The sequence below is a fragment of the Pediococcus parvulus genome (assembly GCF_007990205.1).
Classification (GTDB): domain Bacteria; phylum Bacillota; class Bacilli; order Lactobacillales; family Lactobacillaceae; genus Pediococcus; species Pediococcus parvulus.
Map to the genome: position 1 here is coordinate 18573 of NZ_BJWE01000013.1, position 22803 is coordinate 41375.

Here is a 22803-nt window from a genome sequence, read left to right on the forward strand (position 1 = left end):
TTCAAATTTTTTTTGGAGTTTTATAAGTTGTGTATTTTGTACAAAAGTTTCATAATTAAAAAGAATAGATATTGTGAAAGTGGGGCAAATAGAATGACACAGCAAGCGTTATTTATTATTTTTGGAGGAACAGGCGATTTAGCGTATCGAAAATTGTATCCTTCATTATTTCGTTTGTATGAAAAAGGGTATTTAAAAGACAATTTCGCTGTTATTGGAACGGCTCGACGGCCATGGACGGATGATCACTACCATGAAGTTGTGATGAATGCTGTCGCAGATGATGGTCATGAGTCAGATCGGACGAACAGTGAATTGGCCCGAAAATTTGCCAGTCATTTTTATTATCAATCACACAATGTGAATGATACAGGGCATTATGTGGCTTTGAGAAATTTGGCCGATAAGTTAGATGAAAAATATGATTTACAAGGAAATAGAATTTATTATTTGGCAATGGCACCTCGGTTCTTTGGGACAATTGCTGCACATCTTAAGTCCGAAAAGCTAATAACTGATCATGGTTATAATCGCCTAATCATTGAAAAGCCCTTTGGCCGAGATCTTAAAACGGCAAAAGAGCTTAATGACGATATTTCAGCGGCGTTTTCTGAGGATCAGATTTACCGAATTGATCACTATTTAGGAAAAGAAGCCATTCAAAGTATTGCTGCGCTTCGTTTTGGTAATCAAATCGTTTCATCACTTTGGAATAAAGAACATATCGATAATATTCAAATTACTTTAGCTGAATCCTTAGGAGTTGAAGAACGGACTGGCTATTATGAAACGGCCGGAGCGTTACGGGATATGGTGCAAAATCATATTTTGCAAATTATTTCTTTGTTAACGATGCAAAAACCAAGTAAATACACAGCTTCTGAATTACGTGATCGAAAAGTAGAGGCACTTCAAAATATCAAGGTTTATTCGAAAGAAGAGGCTTTGCAAAACTTTGTCCGAGGGCAATATGGTGAGGATGCGGATCACACACAATCAGATTATCGCCATGAAGAGGGTACTGATGAACAGTCACAAATCGAAACCTTTGTTTCCGGGAAACTAGAAACAGAAAATAAGACTTTAGCTGGTGTACCAATTTATGTTCGAACTGGGAAACGGCTCGCACGTAAATCGACACAAATCAATGTGGTATTTAAAAATGTGGATACCAATATTTTTGACTCAACAGATGCGGATAGCAATTTGCTAGATCAAAACGTTTTGACGCTGTATATTGAACCGGATCAAGGGTATCGGCTTGATTTGAATGTCAAAGATGGTGGGCAAACGTATGGTATTATGCCAATTCATCTTGACTATCATAAAACAGCAGCTGAAAAGGCTAAGATTCCAGAGGCTTATGAGAAACTGATCCATGATGCACTTGATGGCAATCGGACCAACTTTGCGCACTGGCATGAAGTTGCACAGGCTTGGCGAATTGTGGATGTCATCCGTGAAGCATGGGATAGTGAAAAAGCAGATTTTCCAAATTATGTAAGTGGGTCAATGGGACCTCAAGCTTCGCAAGATTTGTTGAAACGTGATCACAGAAATTGGATTTTTGATGCGACAAACTAATCTTAGATTGTTTATATTTTCTGAATATTATTTCTAAAACCTGAAGAAAAGGCAGGTGCTTCCGCTTAGCTACGATTAACAAACGATCCAAAGTACGGATCGTTCGGTAGTTTAGCTATGCGAAGCAGCTGCCTTTTTTGTACTCTCTTTTTATAACTTGATTTCAAACGTACGTTCGGATACACTGAATTTGGGTGATAGAAATGGATACAAATATTGACAGGGTTCCAATTCATGTGGATACCTCTAGAAAAATCATTCATGTAGATATGGATGCTTTTTATGCTTCGATTGAGGAACGAGAAAATTCCAAATTACGAAAAAAACCACTCGTGATTGCACGAGATCCACGACAGACTGGTGGAAAGGGCGTTGTGGCCACGGCTAACTACCTTGCTCGCCAATCAGGTGTCCATTCGGCAATGAGTGCACAGAAGGCGTTAGAGCTCTGCCCTGAGGCTGTATTTAAAACACCAGATTTCACTTTATATCGTGCAGTTTCCGATCAAATTCATGAAATCTTTGGAGAATATACAGAAAAAATTGAACCAGTTGCGTTTGATGAAGCTTATTTGGATGTGACGGATAATAAAAAGCAAATTGAAAGTGCAGTAGAAGTGGCGCATCAAATTCAAAGCGAAATTTACGCAAAAACCCATTTAACCTGTTCTACTGGAATTTCTTACAATAAATTTTTAGCGAAATTAGCTTCAGAATATCAAAAACCAATTGGAGTTGCAGTGGTATTATCAGAAGATGTCCGTGAATTTTTGGATAAACTGCCAATTGAAAAGTTTCGTGGCGTTGGGAAGAAGACAGTTCCCAAGATGCATGATATTCAGATTTTTAAAGGGCGCGATCTTTATAAAAAAAGTGAAATGGAGTTAATTCATCATTTTGGTCGTTTTGGAGATGTTTTGTATCATCATGTGCGGGGGGCTGATGATCGACCTGTTGAGTATCAACGAGAGCGGAAATCAATTGGAAAAGAAAGCACCTATAACCCCAATTTAGTATCTGATTCGGAAGTGGAAGAGGCTTTGAAAGATTTGGCCCAAAAGGTTGCTGAAACTATGAAACAAAAGCAAAAGCATGGCAAAACTTTAGTCTTAAAAGTACGTTTTTCTGATTTCGAGACCATTACGAAGCGCCAAACACTTACTGAGTTTTTAGATAATAGCCAAGAAACCTATCTTTTCTATGCGCAACAACTATTTGATGAGTTCGGAGAAAGTCAACGGGGAGTCCGTCTTTTGGGAATTACGCTTACAAATTTAGCAAGTATTAATTTCGAAAACATGTCGCTTCCTTTATTTAGGCAAGATTAGATTCTTGTTTTGTATTTGATTGAAAAACCTAGTATACTGGGATGAAGTGAAAACTCGCGATCCTTTTAAAATTAGTTTGAAACAGAAAGAAGAAATTATGACACTGCAGCAAGAAATCTTTGAACAAATTAAAAAACACCAACGAATTATTATTCATCGCCACCAACGGCCAGATCCTGATGCAATTGGCTCTCAAATTGGTTTGGCAGAAATTATTCATGCCTCTTTCCCGATGAAAACTGTTTTGTCAGTCGGCAAACAAATTAGTGGTTTGTCTTGGATTGGTGAAATGGATGTTGCTGATGATGATGATTACGATGATGCCCTAGTCATTGTGACCGATACCGCTAATCCGCCCCGGGTGGACGATAATCGTTACACAAATGGACAAGAGTTAATCAAAATTGATCATCATCCAAATGATGATCCATATGGTGATTTAATCTGGGTAGTGCCAAACGCTTCTAGTAGTGCTGAGATGGTTTATGATTTTTATCATCAATTTAAAAAGGAACTCACATTAACACCAAAGGCAGCCAGAGCGCTGTATGCTGGAATTGTTGCTGATACTGGTCGATTCTTATATTCAGCGACAACACCGCATACATTGCGGGTTGCAGCTTCATTAATGGCAACTGGTTTTGATGTGACCGCAGTTAACCAAAAATTGGATAGTATTGCGTTACCAGTTGCAAAACTATCAGCTTATGTGTATGAAAATTTAGAAATTACCGATGCGGGAGCAGCCACTGTTTGTTTAACCGCTGAAGTGTTAGATAAGTTTGATTTAAAGGATGCAGGAACTGCTGGTGTTGTGCCGATTCCTGGAAAAATTGATTCCGTTGTTTGCTGGGCAATCTTTGTGATTCAACGCGACGGAACTTATCGAGTTCGCCTACGGTCAAAGGGACCAACAATTAATGAACTTGCTAAAAAACATGATGGTGGCGGTCATGCTTTGGCAAGTGGGGCAAAAGCAAAAGATTTGGATGAAGTCGCAGTCATAAAAAAAGAATTGGCTGAGATTGCCACTGCCTATCAGAAGAGCCAGAAGGAGTAATTAATGAAAAACGGTTTTACAGAGTTTAATTTGCAACCATTTTTGATCACTGCACTAAAAGAAATTAATTTTATTCAGCCAACCCCGGTTCAAGAAAAATTAATTCCGGTGATTGAGGCTGGGAAAAGTGTGATTGGCCAATCGCAAACGGGTAGTGGAAAAACACATACCTTTTTACTACCGATTTTGAATAACATTGACCCGAATAAGCAGCAAGTTCAAGTCGTCATTACGACACCAAGCCGTGAGCTGGCCTACCAGATTCATACAGCGGCGCGCCAATTAGTTCAGTTCTCAGATAATGAAATTGAAATTGGTAATTATGTGGGTGGAACTGATAAAAAACGGCAAATCGAAAAATTGAAGCGACGTCAACCACAAGTTGTGATTGGAACCCCAGGACGTGTTTGGGACTTGATTAGTAGCCAAGCTTTGGACGTCCATCTGGCGGCTCAGTTTGTTGTGGATGAAGCTGATATGACGCTTGATATGGGTTTCTTAAATGAAGTGGACAAGATTGCGGCAAGTTTGCCAAAAAAACTACAAATGATGGTTTTTTCCGCAACAATTCCGCATTCGTTAAACATCTTTTTGAAAAAATATATGGTGAATCCTGTTATCGAAGAGATTCCTGTGCAGAGTATTATTAGCCCGACTATTGAAAATTGGTTGATTTCAACCAAAAGTAAGGGTAAAAATAGTGTGATTCATCGATTATTGACCATTGGCGAACCTTATTTAGTTTTGATTTTTTGTAATACTAAAGAACGGGTTGATGAGCTAACTTATTACCTGAAGAATCAGGGCCTAAAAGTTGCCAAGGTTCATGGTGGGGTCCCGCCTCGTGAACGGAAACGGGTTATGAAAGAAATTCATAACCTTGACTTTCAATTTGTCGTTGCTACCGATTTAGCAGCACGAGGGATTGATATTGAGGGTGTTTCGATGGTCATTAACGACGGTATTCCAGATGATTTAGATTTCTTTATTCATCGTGTTGGGCGAACTGGCCGGAATGGCATGTCTGGAATTGCAATCACCTTATATGAACCTGGCGAAGAAGCTAAAGTTTCTGAAATCGAAAAATTGGGTGTTAAGTTCCAGCCTAAAGCTATTAAAAATGGTGAGGTTGTGGATTCTTATGATCGGAATCGCCGAACTACGCGGGTAAAGGATCATCATAAGTTGGATCCAACTATGGTAGGAATGGTTAAGAAGAGTAAGCGTAAAGTTAAGCCAGGATATAAACGTCGAATTAAGAAGGCTATTGAGATTCAAGATCAGCGTGATCGAAGAGTGGCCAAGCATCAAGAATTTCTTAGAACTAAGCGGCAAAAGATCAAGCAGAATCGGGCAAAACGAAATCCCGGTGAGCATTGACAATCAGCTATTTTCTGCAATATAATGGTTTTTGGCTAAGGACATATTAAAGCTAATAAATTTTCAGAAACGTTTTGGTTAATGAGAAAAACGAATTTATGGTTTTAAGGCTACCTTACAAATGATAAGTATTTCGCGACTCTGCGTTAAAGAGTTTAAGAGGTAAACGATTAAGATCGTTGCAAGTAAAGTGGTACCGCGCTAAGGCGTCTTTACTAGCAACGGTCTTTTTATGCGATTAGAAAGGGAAAAGTTATGGAAAACAAATCAAGTAGTGAAATTAGACAGATGTTTTTGGACTTCTTTCAGTCAAAAGGTCATATCATTGAACCCAGTGCATCTTTAGTACCGCACGATGATCCAACTTTATTGTGGATTAATTCTGGAGTTGCCACAATGAAAAAGTATTTTGATGGTAGTGTCGTTCCAGAGGTTCCCCGGTTAACGAGTTCGCAGAAAAGTATCAGAACTAATGATATTGAAAACGTGGGTCATACTGCGCGGCACCACACCTTGTTTGAAATGTTAGGGAATTTCTCAGTGGGTGATTATTTTAAAGAAGAAGCGATTACCTGGGCTTGGGAACTACTAACAAGTCCTAAGTGGTTCGCAATGGATCCTGAAAAGTTATTTATTACTGTTTATCCAAAAGATACTGATGCGAAGAAGTATTGGGAATCTGTTGGGGTTCCAGCAGATCATATTATTGCCGTTGAAGATAATTTTTGGGATATTGGCGAGGGCCCTAGTGGTCCAGATTCTGAAATCTTTTATGATCGTGGTGAATCCTTCAATAATTTAGCCGATGATGATCCTGAAAATTATCCTGGTGGCGAAAATGAGCGCTATCTAGAGATTTGGAACATTGTCTTTTCACAGTTTAACCACAAGCCTGATGGTTCATATGAACCTCTTCCCCATAAAAACATTGATACGGGAATGGGGCTTGAACGGGTGGTTTCTATTTTCCAAAACGCACCGACTAACTTTGAAACCGATCTATTTTTACCATTAATTCGAAAAACAGAAACTTTCAGCGGTAAAACATACAATGATGATAAAGAACAGGATGTAGCATTTAAAGTTATTGCCGATCACGCTCGTGCCATTACATTTGCAATCGGGGATGGGGCGCTACCTTCAAACGAAGGGCGGGGTTATGTTATTCGACGCTTGATTCGAAGAGCTGTGATGTACGGACAAAAGTTAGGTATTGAAAAGAGTTTCTTGTATAAATTAGTTCCGGTCGTCGGCGAGATTATGAAATCTTATTACCCAGAAGTTCTTGAACAAAAAGACTACATTGCCAAAGTTGTGGAATCTGAGGAAAGTCGATTCAATGAGACTCTAAATGATGGGGTTCATCTTTTAGATCAGATCATTGCTAAAACAAAGGCAGCCAATGAAACTAAAATTTCAGGTGCTAATGCGTTTAAGTTGTTTGATACCTATGGCTTCCCATTGGACTTAACCATGGAATATGCTCACGATGAGGGCTTAGAGGTCGATCAAGATGGTTTCAAGACAGAAATGCAACAACAAAAGCAACGAGCTCGTGCCGCTCGTGGTAACCGGGTATCAATGGGTGTTCAATCTGATCTTTTGACCAATATTAAAACGCCAAGTCGTTATGTTGGTTATTCAGAATTGAATGTTGAACACAGTGTTTTAAAAGATATTATTCAAAACGAAAAGATTGTCAGTGCCGCTGAAAAGGGTGAAGCTCAACTTATTTTTGATATTACACCATTTTATGCGGAAATGGGTGGTCAAGTGGCCGATAAGGGAACCATTACGGATGAGCATGGCAATGTGGTTGCTGAAGTTAAAGATGTGCAACATGCACCCAATGGCCAAAATCTCCATACAGTTAAAGTGTTGCGGCCATTAGAAACTGAAAAAACTTATGCTTTAAAGGTCGATCCTCATTTTCACAGTAAGGTTGAAAAAAATCATACGGCTACTCATTTGTTGGATCAAGCTTTAAGAGATGTATTTGGCTCGCATACAAAGCAAGCGGGCTCATTAGTTGAACCAGATTACCTTCGATTTGATTTTACCCATTTTGGTCAGGTAACATCAGCTGATTTGCAAAAAGTTGAAGGTATTGTTAATCAAAAGATTTTTGCCGAGATTCCAGTTAAAACTGTTGAAACTGATATTGAATCTGCTAAAAAGCTCGGTGCCATCGCCTTATTTAGTGAAAAGTATGGTAAAAAGGTTCGTGTGGTTAGTGTTGGTGATTACTCAGTTGAATTTTGTGGTGGCGATCATGTGAAGAACACCAATGAATTAGGTCTGTTTAAGATCGTTTCTGAATCCGGCGTGGGTGCCGGTGTCCGCCGAATAGAGGCCGTTACCTCTGCTGAGGCTTACGAGTATTTGGTTAGCCATGACAAGCTTCTACGAGAAACTGCTCAAAAGGTTAAGGCAATTCAAGTCAAAGATACGCCAAACAAGGTGGCTCAACTTCAGGATAGTTTGAAAGCAATGACACAAAAAGTTGAAAATCTTGAAACAAAAATGGCTAAACAAGCAGCAGCAAATGTGTTTGACAATGTTAAACAAGCCGGTCAGTATTCAGTAATTGCTGATGTCATCAAAGTTTCTGGAATGGCACAGCTTCGTGATTTAGCGGATGATTGGAAGCAACGTGCAATTTCAGATGTTTTGATTTTGGGAACAACTGTTGGTGAAAAGGCTAACTTGTTGGTTGCTGTTTCTGATGAAAAAGTTAAGGCTGGGTTAAAAGCCGGTGATCTGATTAAAGCCATTGCCAAACAAATCAATGGTGGTGGTGGCGGTCGTCCCAACTTAGCACAGGCCGGTGGTAGTAATCCTGCTGGACTCAAACAGGCCTTGGTGGATGGCATTGACTGGCTAGCAGAAAAATAAGGAATGTTGCGAGTTGACTAAAGCAGTGTTACGAGTTGATTACATTAGACTTCTATGTTTGTACTTTTTTAAGTGATCGGGTAGAATTATCTTGATGACAGTACAGGAGGTGCTTTCGATGAGTAAATTGGATAAGACAATGTTTTTTGATTTTAGCAATGATGCTCCTAAGGATCTACATGAAACCTTAAAGACGGTTTATGATGCTTTGGAGGAGAAGGGATATAATCCGATTGACCAAATTGTCGGATACTTACTCTCGGGAGACCCAGCCTATATTCCTAGATTAAACGATGCTCGTAACTTGATTCGCAAGCATGAGCGTGATGAGATTATCGAAGAGTTGGTTCGTAACTATCTTTCGAAAGATAATAATAATTTGGACAAATCTGGACAATCGGCAGGTCATATTAAATGAGATTAATGGGTTTAGATGTTGGTTCCAGAACAGTTGGGGTGGCAGTCAGTGATGAATTAGGCTGGACGGCCCAAGGTGTTGAAATTGTCAAAATTAATGAAGATCAAAAAGAGTTTGGTTTAGATCGAATTAGTGAATTGGTTAAGCAATACGATGTGACTGGCTTTGTGGTTGGTTTGCCAAAGAATATGAATAATACTTCTGGTCCTCGGGTAGATGCCGCCAAGGCTTACGGTCAACTTATGATTGAAACCTTTGATTTACCTGTAGATTATCAGGACGAAAGATTAACTACAGTAGAAGCACAGAGAATGTTAATTGAACAGGCTGATACATCGCGAAAAAAGCGAAAAAAAGTTATTGATAAATTGGCGGCTAGCTTGATTCTAGAAAACTATTTGGATCGACATGGCAAACTACTAAATAATTTAAAGTGAGGTTTCCTAATGAGCGAAGAGGAACAACAAATTACACTCGTTGACGAACACGGAAATGAAGAGCTTTACAACGTTTTATTTACATTTGATTCTGAAGATTATGGTAAGTCATATATGTTTTTGTATCCTTCTGATGCAGAAAATGATGAGCAGGTTGATATTCAGGCTTACTCATATACACCGGATGCTGATGGTAATGCGGATGCAGGACAATTAACTGAAATTGAATCAGACGATGAATGGAAGATGGTCGAGGAAGTGTTGAACACTTTCTTAGGCGATAACGACGAAGAATAGATTTCCATTTAAGCGTAGTAAAAACGATCAAATCTGAGTTGAGAATATTCAGATTTGATCGTTTTTGTTTGATCAAACATAACCGAGGACTGTTTAATATCCAAGCTTGATAAAATGCGCTAAAATACGGATAAATAACTAAAAGGATAATAAAATGAATAAGAAGATTTTTGAAACATTAGAGTATGAAAAAGTAAAAGATAAACTAAAGCCGTACCTAGCTTCACAAAGTGGTCGGCAAGAACTAGATAATTTAGGACCAATGGTAGACGGTGACCAAATTCAATTGGCACTGACAGAAACCTTAGATGGTGCAGATGCTTATCGATTGAAGGGTGGCATTCCAATCGCTAAGCTTGATAATATTGGTCCACAAATGAAACGACTTGAAATTGGCGCTACGTTAAGCGGATTGGAATTATCTCAAATTACTAAAATGCTCCGCACGACACAGGACATCATTAGTTTTTTCCAAAAAGTACGTGAAGAAAAAATTGATTTTAGGACCTTGTATGAAACTGTCGCTAAATTACAAGCTTTGCCAGAGATTTCCAAGCGATTAATTAAGTCGATTGAGGGAGACGGCCATATTACCAATGAAGCCTCAGACAAGTTATTTGGCATTCGAAGCCGGATTTCCACCACAGAGAGTTCTATTCGAGCAAAGATGGATGGTTATACCCGTGGAAAAGATTCTAAATATTTAAGTGATTCAATTATTACGATGCGGGATGGCCGTTATGTGATTCCAGTTATGGCACAGTATCGCAGTCATTTTGGTGGTGTGGTTCATGATCAAAGTGCTTCTGGGCAAACAATGTATATTGAACCGGCGGCAGTAATGGATCTAAATAATCAGTTGCGCCAAAATCAAGTGGAAGAAAAAACTGAAGAAGAAAGAATTTTAACGGAACTTTCTGAACTGTTGGCGCCTTACCGAGAAGAACTGTTGAATAATGCGGCAGTTTTAGGTCATTTAGATTTTATTAATGCGAAAGCACGATACGCTGCAGAGATTAAGGGAACAGAACCTTCAATTTCGCTAGAAAATCATGTGCATTTTCGCCAGGCACGACATCCGTTAATTGATCCTAAGAAAATGGTTGCCAATGATATTAATTTGGGTGACGACTATAAAGCCTTGATTATCACCGGGCCTAATACTGGTGGGAAGACAATCACTTTGAAAACGTTTGGGTTACTACAATTAATGGCCCAATCAGGGTTATTTATTCCCGTTGCAGAGAATAGTCAGATGGGAATTTTCGATGAAATTTTTGCTGATATTGGTGATGAACAATCTATTGAACAGAACTTAAGTACTTTCTCATCACATATGGATAATATTGTGAAAATTTTAGCCCAGATTGATGATCGGAGTTTGGTCCTGTTTGATGAGCTTGGTGGCGGGACGGATCCTAAAGAAGGGGCCGCATTGGCGATTGCAATTTTAGATCGAGTTGGCAGTGCCGGTAGCTACGTGATGGCTACGACTCACTATCCAGAATTGAAGGCTTATGGTTATAATCGGCCAGAGACGATGAATGCTAGCATGGAATTTGATACGGAGTCTCTAAAACCGACATATAAACTATTGGTTGGAATTCCAGGAAGCAGTAATGCGTTTGATATTGCCACGCGCTTGGGGATTGAACCAGGTGTGATTATGCAGGCGCGGTCGTTAATGGACCAGGATAGTCAAGACTTAAGTGCTATGATTAAAGACCTATCTGAACGTCAAAAGGAAGCAGCCGATCGGGCAGATAAGCTGAAGGTCGAAGTGGATGAAGCCGAAAACTTGCATAAAGATTTAACGAATGAGTATCAAAAATTAGTGAATTCCAAAGATCAGTATTTGGAAAAAGCTAAACAACAGGCTAATGAATTAGTTGATAATGCGGAAGAAAAAGCAGATAAAATTATCAAAAGACTTCGAAAAATGGAGATGCAAGGTGGCGCTGGAATTAAAGAAAATCAGTTAATTGATTCTAAGAGTGGTTTAAATGCTTTGCATCAAGCACCAAGTTTGAAGAAAAACAGGGTACTACAACGGGTTAAAGCTAAACAAGAGTTAAAAGTAAACGATGATGTCATGGTTACGAGCTATGGTCAACGAGGTTCATTGTTACGGCAGATGGATAAAAAGCATTGGGAAGTCCAAATGGGAATCCTAAAGATGAAAGTACCAACTGACGAGCTGGAGAAGGTTGCTCCTGATAAAAATGAATCTGCTGGGAGACGAACTACAATTAGACGGACCAGTTCGGCAGTCAAAACAACTTTAGATTTGCGCGGTAAACGTTATGAAGAAGCAATGACTGAGGTAGATCGATATATTGACTCTGCTTTATTGGCGGGTTATCCAATGGTGACAATTGTTCATGGAAAAGGGACAGGTGCGCTTCGAAAGGGGATTACACAGTATCTTCAAGGTAATCGGCAAGTTAAACATTTTGAATATGCAGCACCGAATGCTGGAGGAAACGGCGCCACGGTCGTTCATTTCAAATAACTGATTTTTTGTAAGCAAAATTTTTGGTGTTTAATCTAATCTTTGATAAACTATTGATAGTAAATTAGAAAGAGGGCTAATTGAGATGGTAGAAGCAATTACAGATGATAACTTTAATGACAAAACCAGCGAAGGTGTCACATTAACTGATTTTTGGGCAACATGGTGTGGTCCTTGTCGGATGCAGTCTCCTGTTGTTGAACAACTCGAGGGTGAAATGAATGATCAAGTTACATTCACCAAAATGGATGTGGATGCTAATCCAAAGACAGCACAAAACTTTGGCATTATGAGTATTCCAACTTTAATGGTCAAAAAAGATGGCGCCGTTGTTGATACGTTGGTTGGTTACCACTCAAAAGAACAAATCCAAAAGGTTTTAGCACAGTACGCATAATTGAAGTATGAGAGAAAAAAAGATCAAAACGACTTTTTCAGGAGTCGTTTTGATCTTTTTTTTTAAGCCTTTTTTAAGCTAAGTAAAGAATTAGTTAACAGTTGCGTTAATAGATTGTTACAGGAGGATTAAGTGATTATACTGAAACATATTTACAGGTCCAGTAATTCATGAGATACTGTGAAAGGAAAAACGTGTATTCAGGGGGGATAACGTGAAAAATTTTTTTAAAACAATATGGCAGCGGGAATGGGTGAAATTTCTGGGGCAGATGTTTTTTTATTTTGTCGTTTTTTTAATTCTTGTTTACCTATATGGTTACAGTGGTATTCAGGGGGGCACATTTATCTACAATGAGTTTTAAGTTACGGGGGGATTAACATGAAAATTACCAATGTGATTCAAGTAATTGATCAGGTAGCTCAAACAGCACCGGATCGCGTCGCTTATGATTATTTGGGAGAAACGCATACATACCAAGAGCTGAAGAGTTATTCGGATGCGTTGGCAAATCAAATCGCTCAAATGAAATTAGAACCACAGGCACCAATCATGGTTTATGGCGAACAGACTTTTGAAATGATTGCTAGTTTTTTAGGATGTGTTAAAAGTGGGCATGCCTATATTCCAATTGACGAACACTCACCAAATGATCGGTTGACTATGATTCAAGAAATTGCGAAGCCAGCAGCTTGTATTGCAATTGAACAGCTGCCAATTGAAATTAATAAAATTCCGGTAATTAGATCAGAAAAACTAGCTCAAATATTTAGAAGAACCGAATTAAAAGAAACTTGGACGCCTGTTGTCGGTAATCAAAACTTTTACATTATTTTTACATCTGGGACGACAGGAAAACCAAAAGGGGTCCAAATTAGTCATCAAAATCTGCTTAGTTTTGTAAACTGGATGTTAAGTGATTTCAACTTACAAAATAAACCTGCTTTTTTGGCTCAAGCGCCTTACTCATTTGATTTGTCGGTGATGAGTTTATATCCAACACTTGTCAGTGGCGGTACTCTTAAAGTATTACCTAAGAAGATCACAGATGATTTTAAACGGCTTTTCAGTTATTTACCAAAAATGAAGTTGAATGTATGGGTATCCACGCCATCATTTGTAGATATTTGTTTATTGGAACCTTCGTTTGATGCCAAACATTTACCTGATTTAAGCCACTTTTTGTTTTGCGGTGAGGAACTTACGCATAAAACAGCCGCACAGTTAAATCAACGTTTCCCAGAGGCTCGCGTCTTTAATACGTATGGGCCCACAGAAACAACCGTGGCAGTTACAGCAGTCCAAATTACGCCAAAGATTTTGACCAATTATGACCGGTTACCAATTGGTCAAGCCAAGGTAGATACGAAAATTGAAATTATGAGTTCCAATGGAAAAGTTTTACCAAACGGTGAAGAAGGGGAAATTGTGATTTCTGGTCCGGGAGTTTCTAAGGGATATTTGAATAATCCGCGTAAAACAGTTAATGCCTTTCACTGTGAAGGAAATTTGAACACCTATCATTCTGGTGATCTGGGAAAAAAGGATAAGTCAGGAATGATTCGTTATCTGGGACGCTTAGATTTTCAAATCAAACTCCATGGCTATCGGATCGAACTAGAGGAAGTCAACCATTTCTTGAACGCACAAAAGTTAATCAAACAAGCAGTGGTAGTTCCAAAATATGATTTAAATCATAAAGTTTCACAACTGGTGGCCTATGTGACTCTTCAGAAAAAAAGCCTTGAAGAAACAAACATGGCCCTGACCATGGCAATTAAAAAGGATCTTCAAAAAACGATGATGCCTTACATGGTGCCAAATCGATTTGTTTTCAAAGACAAATTACCGCTGACGGCGAACGGTAAAGTTGACATCAAATCCATTATGAGTGAGGTTAATTCTTAATGTTATCATTTACACCATATGAAAACCCCATGTATTTTGGTATTTTAGGTCTTGCGCTGTTGCCGATTGTGATTGGAATTTTATGCGGAAAAAGATTTCACTGGTATGAGACACTGATTTCTGTTTTCTTTTTGGTTCTGACTTTTGGTGGTCCAAAAATTACACAGGGATTGGCCTTAATTACGTATTTAGTTTATGAAGTGTTGTTAGTATGGGTATATACCAGTTATCGCAAGAAAAACAATCAAACGTGGATATTTGTGGCGACTGTTATTTTGGCAATCATCCCGCTTGTGATTGTCAAATTAACTCCGGCAATTCAAGAAGGCAAACAAGCCATTATTGGTTTCTTAGGAATAAGTTATTTAACTTTTAAAGCAGTTCAGACAATTATGGAGTCTCGTGATGGTGTTTTGAAAGACTTTAGTCCCTGGTTTTTCTTACAATTCTTGGTTTTCTTTCCAACAATCTCATCAGGTCCCATTGATCGTTACCGGAGATTTAAGCGGGATTATGATCATGTGCCAAAACAAGAGAAATATTTCCAGTTACTACAAAAAGGGTTACACAATATATTTATGGGATTTGTATACAAATATATGTTGGCTTATGTTTTTGGCACAATGTGGTTGCCAAAATTGGAGCACTACGCTCTGATGGCGCATGGCTTATCCTGGTCACTAGTTGGTGTCATGTATGTATACAGCATGTATCTTTTCTTTGATTTTGCGGGTTATAGTTTATTTGCAATTGGAACCAGCTATTTTATGGGAATTGAAACACCAATTAATTTTAATGCACCATTCAAATCGCATAATATCAAGGAATTTTGGAATCGATGGCACATGACCCTATCTTTCTGGTTCCGAGATTACATTTATATGCGTTTGGTTTTCTTTTTCATGAAACACAAAGTTTTTAAAAGCCCTAAAACAACGGCTAATGTCACCTATATTATCAATATGACGATTATGGGTTTCTGGCATGGGGTGACGTGGTATTACATTACTTATGGCATTTTACACGGGGTCGCGCTCGTTGTGAACGATTGGTGGCTTAGATATAAGAAGGGTCATCCGGGGAAAATACCGCATAATAAATTTACGGAAGTTTTTGCAACTTTCGTCACATTTAATTTTGTATGTTTTACATTTTTACTGTTTTCAGGTTTTTTGAATACAATGTTGATAGCGAAGTAAATTAGTTTTAAAGGGGAGTAAATAAAATGGATACAAAAGAAACAGTTTTAAACGTTTTACAAGATTTAACAGGCACAGATTTGAGCGGGGATTTAGATAATAATTTGTTTGATTCGGGATTGCTAGATTCAATGGGTACCGTTCAGTTACTTTTACAATTACAAAGTGAGCTAGGAATTGAAGTAGCAGTGTCTGAGTTTGAGCGTAGTGAATGGGATACGCCCAATAAAATTATTGCGAATGCTGAGGAAATGCAGAACTAGTGGCAAAAAAACTTTTTCTGATATTTGGTCCGGTTCTTTTGGCTGCATTATTGTTGATTGCACTATTGTTTTCCCCATTTAAAATGAATCATATGTCAACTAAAACTGAAGATAAAGCGGCAGTTGCTTTGTCTCCAAATGTGCTTAAAGGCCAAATAATTAAAGAATCAGCCCTATCACACAAACAATTTGTGCCATTCTTTGGATCCTCAGAATTTTCCAGATTCGACATGGCGCATCCGTCTGTATTGGCTACAAAGTATCAACGAAGGTACACTCCGTTTTTGATGGGTGGGCCTGGAACTCAGTCACTTACTCATTATTTTCAGATGCAATTAGTTACGTCACAATTAAAGAATCGTAAGGCCGTTTTTGTGATTTCACCACAGTGGTTTGTCAAAAAGGGCGCCCGCAAAGATGCTTTCGGATTTTACTATTCACCGATGCAATCGGCAACTTGGCTCTTGAGCCGAAAAGCTAGCAGTGCCGAAGATCGCTATGCTGCCAAACGATTGCTGAATATGCCCTCTGGAAAAGCCAATCACACCATTATGATGGCGCTAAAGCGTGTTGCTGATGGCAAACAAATTACGAAACACGAACGAACTTATTTAGTTTATGAGATGAGATTGTTGCAACATGAAGATCAACTTTTTTCTGATTTGAAAATGAAAAATAATCAGGGTAAAATTGATCGGATTGCAAAGCAGTTACCTGATCATTATCAATTAAAAGATTTAGATCAGTTAGCTGTTGCGCAAGGAAAGCAGAATACGACAAATAATCGATTTGACATCTATAATCAGTTTTATGTTCGGCGATTACACGACAAGGCAAAGAAATTTAAGAATTTTGAACAAAATTGGAGTTATGTGCAATCGCCTGAGTTTAGCGATTTCGAACTAGTTTTGAATCAATTCGCTTCTTTAAACATGAATGTTGAGTTTATTATTCCACCCGTTAATCAAAAGTGGAGTGCATACACTGGGTTATCGCAAACAATGCTCAAGGAATTTGATCGAAAAATTCGATATCAACTGCAATCACAAGGGTTCAACAATATTTGTGATTTAAGTGATAAAGGAAATGTGCCGTATTTTATGCAAGATACCATCCATTTAGGTTGGCGTGGTTGGTTGGCTGCTGACCAGTCAATTGATCCGTTCTTGACAAAAAAGCAAAAAGCACCTCATTACCAAATGAATAGTAAGTTCTATTCAACGGCATGGCAACATCAAATAAGTATAAAAAAATAATTGTTTTTATGGCAGGAGACTATTAGAAAAGCAAGGCAACTAATCTAGTTGCTTTGCTTTTTTAGATGAGGAAACTTGCTTTTCAGTTTTTAAAAAGAGATAATATAGTTTCAGATTACGTGAAGAGGATGAAAAGAAATGGATAATCGTGCAATCGGATTTATGGATTCTGGTGTGGGTGGTTTGACTGTTGTGCGTGAAGCACTTCGACAGTTGCCTCTTGAATCTGTCTACTTTATTGGGGATCAGGCCAGGCTCCCATATGGCCCGCGTTCAAGCCATGAAGTACGGCATTTTTCTGAGCAAATGGCTGCATTTTTGATGAAAAAGAATATCAAAATGTTAGTTATTGCTTGTAATACGGCAACTTCAGCGGCTCTAGAAGACTTGAAAGAAAAGTTTCCCATTCCAGTTATTGGAGTAATTTCACCGGGAAGTCGGGCCGCCTTAAAAGTATCGCGCAATCGTCGTATTGGTGTCATTGGGACAGAAGGCACGATTAAAAGTGGGGCATATGAACGAGCAATTTTATCTAAGGATAATTCGGTTGAAGTTTTCAGTTTAGCTTGTCCTAAATTTGTACCTTTAGTTGAAAGTAACGAATATGATTCATCAATTGCCAAAAAAGTTGTGGCAGAAACTTTACAGTATTTCGACAATAAGGATGTGGATACCCTTGTTTTGGGATGTACACACTATCCACTACTGAGGCCTATTATCCAAGATGTGATGGGTCCTCAGGTTCGACTGATTGATTCGGGTGCTGAAACAATTGGCACCGTATCTGCATTATTGGATTATTTTGATATCGCAAAAGATTCAGCAGGTGATCAGATTGAAGATCACTACTATACAACGGCATCGCCAAAAAGTTTCAATCAGATTGCTAGTCAGTGGTTGGAGATTAATGTTAAAGCTGATAAAACAGAAATTGACCGGTTAAGTTTGGAGGACAAGTAATGGCTCAGAAAGAACAAATTATTATTGCAACTAATAATGCTGGGAAACTGTGTGAGTTTCAAAAATTATTTGCTCCAAAACATATTAAGGTCACTTCGTTAAAGGACTATCCACAACTCGGAAAAATTGCGGAAACTGGGATGACTTTTGAAGAAAATGCGACTTTAAAGGCTTCTGCAGTTTCTAAACAGACCAATATACCAGTTTTGGCAGATGATTCTGGATTAGAAGTGGACGCTTTGAATGGCCGTCCAGGAATCTTTTCCGCACGTTATGCGGGCGATCACGACGACGCGGCAAATAATGCTAAATTGTTAAGTGAGTTAGCTGGGATTCCGTTAGAAAAAAGGACGGCAACTTTTTATACGACATTAGTGTTGATGAAACCTGATGAAAGTAAGTTAGTGGTTAATGGGGAACTTAGAGGCCAAATCTTGGCTGTTCCGCGTGGCAATAATGGATTTGGATATGATCCGTTATTTTGGGTACCAGAAAAACAAAAATCTTTGGCCGAAATGACCTCAGAAGAGAAAAACGAAATTAGCCATCGGGGACGAGCTAGTCAAAAACTCCTCAAAGTTTTTGATGAATGGTGGTAAACGAGGAGCAAAATAAATAAGAGTCGGGGAAAAGTTCGTTTTCTCAGGCTCTTATTCAGTTACAAACTTTATTATTTTTTAGTTTGTAATAGTTGGTTATTAATAATCCTTAGTTTGTTCTCAGTCAAGATTGTTAGATAATTTTGGAGAAAAGTTCTTTGAATTTGATCAACAGTGCCGTTTTCGACATACATTTTAACGCGTAAACCGATGTTGCCATTTACATCTTGGATCGGACTAGTTACAGTAGGATCAGTGGTGACTTCATTTAGTTTGTTGGCCAATTCAGAAGTTGTTTTTGTGACAAGATCTTTGGCAGAGGCTAAATCGGTCAAACTTTCAAAGGCCAAAAAAATGGAAACCACTTGATCATTGCGAGAATGGTTGGCAATGGCCGTGATGGACCGGTTGGGGATGTAGTTTGTTGTCCCATCGTCAGAAAGGACTTGAGTGGACCGCAAACCTATTTCAGTTACTTTTCCATTGATATTTTGAATGGTAACTTGATCACCAACATCTAATTGGCCATCAAGAAGAATGAATAGGCCGTTCACAATGTCACTTACCAATCCTTGTGCACCAAGACCAACAGCGATACTGATGATTCCTGCTCCAGCAACTAGTGTACCTACCGGAACACCAATAATTGAAAGTAGGGCGTAGAGATAAAAGAATAAAACGACATAATGGAAAATGTTAACTACCAATGCCAGTAAGGTTACAGCTCGACTTGGAATGGCGTCGTTTAAATGGTGATACTTATGCAAACCGTTGGTCAACAGCCGTTTACCAATAAAGTTGACCAGCCAAAAGAAAATAGAAATTAGGATAATTTCAAGAATGTGGTTGATTAACGATTCGGCAAGTTTTTGCCAATTAAACGCCGTAAAGTAGTTTTGAAAAGCCTTAATTAGGGAACTGGGCGAATTAGTAACGCCAATTAGAAAGTGAATGATGCTCATCTCCTTGTATATTGATTTTAACAGACTAGGTTTTCTTTGTAATCAGTTTCATAAAAAATATTTTACTTCTTTTTTAATTGCAGTGCTTAATCTCTAATGATATGCTTAAGACAATTAAATTAACAGGAGGATAAATTATGACAGGTGGCGGAATCGCAGCAATCATTGCAGCAGTAGCTTTACTGATTTTAGTACTATTTATCGGGCTTGTATTGGTACGAGGATCAAAAACTTTGGTGGAAATCAATCGAAGTCTTGCCGTAGTAACTAAGGATGTTGATTTACTTTCTAAAGAAGCTGAAGATATTATGGCAAACGCCAACGATTTATTGGAAGATGTAAATGGCAAAGTAGCCACTATTGATCCAGTATTTCAAGCGATGGCTGATTTAGGCCAGAGTACTTCAGACTTAAATGAAGCAACCCGTAATTTGACTACCAAACTTACAAGTCCAGGTAAAAAAGCAGGAACTGTTTCGACTGCGTTGAAGGCTGGTAAGGGTGCAGTTCATATGTATCGTGAACATAAAAATAAACAAACGAAAGACTAGGAGGATTTTATAATGGCAAAAGGTAAATTTTTATTAGGCGCGTTAATTGGTGGCGCGGCCGCTGTGTATGGCACATTAAAATTAACAGGCACAACCAAAGAAGAATTAATTCAAGCAGCACAAAATAAAGTCAATCGATTTAGAGAACAAAATGATTTAGAGGGTGCTGATTGGGAAGACGAGTTGAAAGACCGTGTTTTTGATTCAGCGGTTGAACTGAAAAATAAGGTTCTTGAAGGAAAAGACGAGTTTTTAGGTGCTGCTCAGGACAGTTTTCAAGCATCTACTGATGAATTAAAAGATGAATTAGATGAAGAAAATGACGTCTTTGTTGATGGCACAGATAGTTACGATGAACCAACTGAAGTTTTTATGCCACATACACATGATGAAAAACCAAAAGTTGACTAACTTCGGATAATCAAAAAGGCCTCCTGCAAATTGCAGGAGACCTTATTTTTTTACAATTAGCCAACATAAGTGAGTTCTTTTGAAGTATGGGTAAATGGTTCACAACCATTTTTTGTAATGTGTACACAATCCTCAATACGAACACCAGCAACGCCGGGAATATAAATACCGGGTTCAATTGAAAAACACATTCCTTCTTCAAGAGACATCTTATTGCCCTCCATGATTGAAGGAAATTCGTGTTCACCCATTCCCATTCCATGACCAAGGCGATGAATAAAGTAATCTCCATAGCCGGCTTTTGTGATGATGTCACGGGCAATCTTATCTAAATCTTCTGCAATCATACCAGGTTTAGCCTGAGATTGAGCAGTTAACTGAGCATCTAAACAAACTTTATAAATATCCAAAGCCTTATCACTTGGTTGACCGACAGCAACTGTTCTTGAGGAGTCGCTGATGTAGCCTTGGTGAATGGTACCTAAATCAAATAGAACAAGTTCGTTATTTTTAATTTTATTCATGCCTGTTGCACCGTGAGGTTCGGCTGCATGAGCGCCAGCCTGGATGAGGGTATCAAAACTCATTTGCATGACGCCTTTTTTCTTAAGCACGTATTCTAATTCTGCGGCAATTTCAGCTTCGGTTCGTCCGGCTTGGACGGCTTCAAAGCCAATTTTGAAAGCCAGGTCTGCTTCGCGACCAGCGGCATCAAGTTTTTCAATTTCATCGGCCGTCTTAATTAACCGTAATTTTTGAATAAAAGGAGTTAAGTCTTTTTCGAAATTAGCAAATAAAAACTGATTTTTAATGGCGTTATAATGATCAATGGTTAAATTGTTTTTTTCAATTGCCCACTGAACAGGGTGGTTGACACGTTTCTTAATTTGAGTGGCAATCATCTCAAACGGCTGTTCATGGTCTAAATAGCCATAAACTGGAAACTCCCATCCTGTATCGTGAATTGCTTCAACTTCTAGTGCGGGAGCAAATAAAAAGGGATCTTTGTTTGCAAAAACAAATAATCCAAGAATTCGTTCGACTGGGTCACTGGCAAAACCAGTAAGGTATTCGATTGATTTGGGGTCACTAATATAAGCTACGTCAACTTCATTTTTGCTGACCCATTTACGGACTTTATCCAACTGTGTCATGTAATCGTCTTCTTTCTTTTTAGTTGTGAACATTATATCATATCGGTTTAGTCTTGAAATATAACTAAAAAAGAGGTATATTTTTCATGAAAGCGTTTTCCACACTTGCACAGTTAAGCGTTTTTTGATACCGTTAACAATGCAGTGAAAATTTATGAAAACGTATAGTAACGCATAAAAGGAGACCTGAGTTAAAAATGGAAAAACAAACTGTAACGATTTATGATGTTGCGCGTGAAGCAGGAGTTTCAATGGCGACTGTATCGCGAGTAGTGAATGGCAACCAAAATGTAAAGCCTGCTACAAGACAGCGGGTTAATGATGTGATTGACAAATTGGATTATCGACCAAATGCCGTTGCTCGAGGACTAGCAAGCAAAAAATCAACCACAATTGGTGTTATCATCCCCGATGTAACGAATGCCTATTTTGCTTCTTTAGCACGTGGAATTGATGATGTGGCTTCTATGTATAAATATAATATTATCATGGAAAACTCCGATGAAAATGATCAAAAGGAAATGGCAGTACTAAATACATTGCTTGCTAAACAAGTAGATGGCATTATTTTCATGGGTAATCGGGTTACTGACAAACTTAGGGAAGAATTTTCTCATTCAAGAACACCGATTGTTTTTGCAGGATCTGTTGATGATGAAGAAAGTGTACCTTCTGTAAGTATTGATTACATCGAATCAACTGCTGAAGCAATATCAAAATTGATTAAAGAAGGTAACAAAAAAGTCGCGTTTATCAGTGGTTCGTTAAGTGAACCAATTAATGGAAAATATCGTTTGGCAGGATACAAGCAAGCTTTGAAAGAAGCTGGCATTAAGTTTGATGAGAAATTAATTTTTGAAACTGACTATAGTTATGAATCAGGAATTAAATTAGCTAGCCAACTTAAGGACACAGATATTACAGCTGCTTTTGCTGGTGATGACCGTTTGGCAGCAGGGGTTTTAAATGGTTTAACTGACCAGGGGGTTAAAGTGCCAGATCAATTTGCGTTGATCACAAGTAACGATACTCAAGTTGCGCAGTTAGTTCGTCCACAATTAACTTCTATTACTCAACCGCTTTATGATATTGGTGCAGTTTCAATGCGGTTATTGACAAAGTTGATGAACAAAGAAGAAATTGAAGAACCAACCATTACGTTACCTTATGGCTTGGATAGTCGCGAAACGACAAAAAAATAATTTTGAATTTTGAACATTTCTAAACAAAAT

Annotated in this window: 22 protein-coding genes; 20 read left to right on the forward strand and 2 right to left on the reverse strand. The window is 38.4% G+C overall.

Features of this window, described 5'->3' with window-relative positions; translation table 11 throughout:
• The first annotated feature begins 93 nt into the window (after positions 1 to 93).
• The 17 genes from zwf (at position 94) to PPA04_RS04315 (ending at position 18493) form a co-directional block, all read left to right on the forward strand.
• A complete protein-coding gene (zwf, locus tag PPA04_RS04235; protein ID WP_057783717.1) occupies positions 94 to 1584 on the forward strand; it encodes a glucose-6-phosphate dehydrogenase in 1491 nt (496 codons plus the stop codon).
• A gap of 203 nt (positions 1585 to 1787) precedes the next feature.
• Positions 1788 to 2912 (forward strand): DNA polymerase IV, encoded by a 1125-nt coding sequence (gene dinB, locus PPA04_RS04240; RefSeq protein WP_057783715.1) that lies wholly within the window; start codon positions 1788 to 1790, stop codon positions 2910 to 2912.
• 97 nt (positions 2913 to 3009) lie between these two features.
• Positions 3010 to 3972 carry a DHH family phosphoesterase gene (locus tag PPA04_RS04245; protein WP_057783749.1) on the forward strand — a complete coding sequence of 321 codons (963 nt, stop codon included), beginning with the start codon at positions 3010 to 3012 and terminating at the stop codon, positions 3970 to 3972.
• A 3-nt stretch (positions 3973 to 3975) separates the two neighbouring features.
• Positions 3976 to 5352, forward strand: coding sequence for a DEAD/DEAH box helicase (locus tag PPA04_RS04250; RefSeq protein ID WP_057783713.1), 1377 nt, complete (start codon positions 3976 to 3978; stop codon positions 5350 to 5352).
• 255 nt (positions 5353 to 5607) lie between these two features.
• Positions 5608 to 8247, forward strand: a complete 2640-nt coding sequence (alaS, locus tag PPA04_RS04255) for an alanine--tRNA ligase (RefSeq protein WP_057783711.1) — start codon at positions 5608 to 5610, stop codon at positions 8245 to 8247.
• Between the two features lie 118 nt (positions 8248 to 8365).
• Positions 8366 to 8665 (forward strand): IreB family regulatory phosphoprotein, encoded by a 300-nt coding sequence (locus PPA04_RS04260; RefSeq protein WP_057783710.1) that lies wholly within the window; start codon positions 8366 to 8368, stop codon positions 8663 to 8665.
• Entirely contained in the window at positions 8662 to 9102 is a 441-nt protein-coding gene (gene ruvX, locus PPA04_RS04265; RefSeq protein ID WP_057783708.1) for a Holliday junction resolvase RuvX, read from the forward strand. The genes PPA04_RS04260 and ruvX overlap by 4 nt, the downstream gene beginning before the upstream one ends.
• 9 nt (positions 9103 to 9111) lie before the next feature.
• A complete protein-coding gene (locus PPA04_RS04270; protein WP_057783706.1) occupies positions 9112 to 9399 on the forward strand; it encodes a DUF1292 domain-containing protein in 288 nt (95 codons plus the stop codon).
• A 154-nt stretch (positions 9400 to 9553) separates the two neighbouring features.
• Entirely contained in the window at positions 9554 to 11911 is a 2358-nt protein-coding gene (locus PPA04_RS04275; protein WP_057783704.1) for an endonuclease MutS2, read from the forward strand.
• Positions 11912 to 11996: 85 nt separating this feature from the next.
• The gene (trxA, locus tag PPA04_RS04280) at positions 11997 to 12308 is read left to right on the forward strand and encodes a thioredoxin (RefSeq protein WP_057783702.1); all 312 of its coding nucleotides are present in this window, start codon (positions 11997 to 11999) and stop codon (positions 12306 to 12308) included.
• A gap of 214 nt (positions 12309 to 12522) precedes the next feature.
• A complete protein-coding gene (locus PPA04_RS04285) occupies positions 12523 to 12672 on the forward strand; it encodes a teichoic acid D-Ala incorporation-associated protein DltX (RefSeq protein ID WP_057783699.1) in 150 nt (49 codons plus the stop codon).
• A gap of 17 nt (positions 12673 to 12689) precedes the next feature.
• On the forward strand, positions 12690 to 14216 hold the full coding sequence (dltA, locus tag PPA04_RS04290; RefSeq protein WP_057783697.1) for a D-alanine--poly(phosphoribitol) ligase subunit DltA: 1527 nt from the start codon (positions 12690 to 12692) through the stop codon (positions 14214 to 14216).
• On the forward strand, positions 14216 to 15415 hold the full coding sequence (gene dltB, locus PPA04_RS04295; RefSeq protein ID WP_057783694.1) for a D-alanyl-lipoteichoic acid biosynthesis protein DltB: 1200 nt from the start codon (positions 14216 to 14218) through the stop codon (positions 15413 to 15415). Before dltA ends, dltB begins: the two co-directional genes overlap by 1 nt.
• Before the next feature lie 26 nt (positions 15416 to 15441).
• Positions 15442 to 15678, forward strand: a complete 237-nt coding sequence (dltC, locus tag PPA04_RS04300; protein ID WP_057783692.1) for a D-alanine--poly(phosphoribitol) ligase subunit DltC — start codon at positions 15442 to 15444, stop codon at positions 15676 to 15678.
• Positions 15678 to 16934: a D-alanyl-lipoteichoic acid biosynthesis protein DltD gene (gene dltD, locus PPA04_RS04305; RefSeq protein ID WP_057783690.1), complete on the forward strand. Its 1257-nt coding sequence runs from the start codon at positions 15678 to 15680 to the stop codon at positions 16932 to 16934. Before dltC ends, dltD begins: the two co-directional genes overlap by 1 nt.
• A gap of 138 nt (positions 16935 to 17072) precedes the next feature.
• Entirely contained in the window at positions 17073 to 17894 is an 822-nt protein-coding gene (gene racE / locus PPA04_RS04310; RefSeq protein WP_057783688.1) for a glutamate racemase, read from the forward strand.
• On the forward strand, positions 17894 to 18493 hold the full coding sequence (locus PPA04_RS04315; protein WP_057783686.1) for an XTP/dITP diphosphatase: 600 nt from the start codon (positions 17894 to 17896) through the stop codon (positions 18491 to 18493). Before racE ends, PPA04_RS04315 begins: the two co-directional genes overlap by 1 nt.
• A gap of 71 nt (positions 18494 to 18564) precedes the next feature.
• On the opposite strand, the gene PPA04_RS04320 is transcribed toward PPA04_RS04315, so the two are convergent.
• Positions 18565 to 19455 carry a mechanosensitive ion channel family protein gene (locus PPA04_RS04320; protein ID WP_057783684.1) on the reverse strand — a complete coding sequence of 297 codons (891 nt, stop codon included), beginning with the start codon at positions 19453 to 19455 and terminating at the stop codon, positions 18565 to 18567.
• 137 nt (positions 19456 to 19592) lie between these two features.
• On the opposite strand from PPA04_RS04320, the gene PPA04_RS04325 reads away from it, so the two are divergent.
• Complete coding sequence (locus PPA04_RS04325) at positions 19593 to 20006, forward strand: DUF948 domain-containing protein (protein ID WP_057783683.1); 414 nt, start codon at positions 19593 to 19595, stop codon at positions 20004 to 20006.
• 12 nt (positions 20007 to 20018) lie between these two features.
• Complete coding sequence (locus PPA04_RS04330) at positions 20019 to 20417, forward strand: hypothetical protein (protein WP_057783681.1); 399 nt, start codon at positions 20019 to 20021, stop codon at positions 20415 to 20417.
• 56 nt (positions 20418 to 20473) lie between these two features.
• Here PPA04_RS04330 and PPA04_RS04335 read toward each other — a convergent pair whose 3' ends face one another.
• A complete protein-coding gene (locus PPA04_RS04335; RefSeq protein ID WP_057783680.1) occupies positions 20474 to 21571 on the reverse strand; it encodes a M24 family metallopeptidase in 1098 nt (365 codons plus the stop codon).
• A gap of 197 nt (positions 21572 to 21768) precedes the next feature.
• Here PPA04_RS04335 and ccpA point away from each other — a divergent pair, with 197 nt between their 5' ends.
• A complete protein-coding gene (gene ccpA / locus PPA04_RS04340) occupies positions 21769 to 22773 on the forward strand; it encodes a catabolite control protein A (RefSeq protein WP_057783678.1) in 1005 nt (334 codons plus the stop codon).
• Positions 22774 to 22803: the final 30 nt, after the last annotated feature.

What these genes read in the sequence shown, in the direction of transcription:
- zwf (WP_057783717.1), top strand. Translation starts at nt 94, where the DNA reads ATGACACAGCAAGCGTTATTTATTATTTTTGGAGGAACAGGCGATTTA.
- dinB (WP_057783715.1), top strand. Translation starts at nt 1,788, where the DNA reads ATGGATACAAATATTGACAGGGTTCCAATTCATGTGGATACCTCTAGA.
- PPA04_RS04245 (WP_057783749.1), top strand. Translation starts at nt 3,010, where the DNA reads ATGACACTGCAGCAAGAAATCTTTGAACAAATTAAAAAACACCAACGA.
- PPA04_RS04250 (WP_057783713.1), top strand. Translation starts at nt 3,976, where the DNA reads ATGAAAAACGGTTTTACAGAGTTTAATTTGCAACCATTTTTGATCACT.
- alaS (WP_057783711.1), top strand. Translation starts at nt 5,608, where the DNA reads ATGGAAAACAAATCAAGTAGTGAAATTAGACAGATGTTTTTGGACTTC.
- PPA04_RS04260 (WP_057783710.1), top strand. Translation starts at nt 8,366, where the DNA reads ATGAGTAAATTGGATAAGACAATGTTTTTTGATTTTAGCAATGATGCT.
- ruvX (WP_057783708.1), top strand. Translation starts at nt 8,662, where the DNA reads ATGAGATTAATGGGTTTAGATGTTGGTTCCAGAACAGTTGGGGTGGCA.
- PPA04_RS04270 (WP_057783706.1), top strand. Translation starts at nt 9,112, where the DNA reads ATGAGCGAAGAGGAACAACAAATTACACTCGTTGACGAACACGGAAAT.
- PPA04_RS04275 (WP_057783704.1), top strand. Translation starts at nt 9,554, where the DNA reads ATGAATAAGAAGATTTTTGAAACATTAGAGTATGAAAAAGTAAAAGAT.
- trxA (WP_057783702.1), top strand. Translation starts at nt 11,997, where the DNA reads ATGGTAGAAGCAATTACAGATGATAACTTTAATGACAAAACCAGCGAA.
- dltA (WP_057783697.1), top strand. Translation starts at nt 12,690, where the DNA reads ATGAAAATTACCAATGTGATTCAAGTAATTGATCAGGTAGCTCAAACA.
- dltB (WP_057783694.1), top strand. Translation starts at nt 14,216, where the DNA reads ATGTTATCATTTACACCATATGAAAACCCCATGTATTTTGGTATTTTA.
- dltC (WP_057783692.1), top strand. Translation starts at nt 15,442, where the DNA reads ATGGATACAAAAGAAACAGTTTTAAACGTTTTACAAGATTTAACAGGC.
- racE (WP_057783688.1), top strand. Translation starts at nt 17,073, where the DNA reads ATGGATAATCGTGCAATCGGATTTATGGATTCTGGTGTGGGTGGTTTG.
- PPA04_RS04315 (WP_057783686.1), top strand. Translation starts at nt 17,894, where the DNA reads ATGGCTCAGAAAGAACAAATTATTATTGCAACTAATAATGCTGGGAAA.
- PPA04_RS04320 (WP_057783684.1), bottom strand. Translation starts at nt 19,455, where the DNA reads ATGAGCATCATTCACTTTCTAATTGGCGTTACTAATTCGCCCAGTTCC.
- PPA04_RS04325 (WP_057783683.1), top strand. Translation starts at nt 19,593, where the DNA reads ATGACAGGTGGCGGAATCGCAGCAATCATTGCAGCAGTAGCTTTACTG.
- PPA04_RS04330 (WP_057783681.1), top strand. Translation starts at nt 20,019, where the DNA reads ATGGCAAAAGGTAAATTTTTATTAGGCGCGTTAATTGGTGGCGCGGCC.
- PPA04_RS04335 (WP_057783680.1), bottom strand. Translation starts at nt 21,571, where the DNA reads ATGACACAGTTGGATAAAGTCCGTAAATGGGTCAGCAAAAATGAAGTT.
- ccpA (WP_057783678.1), top strand. Translation starts at nt 21,769, where the DNA reads ATGGAAAAACAAACTGTAACGATTTATGATGTTGCGCGTGAAGCAGGA.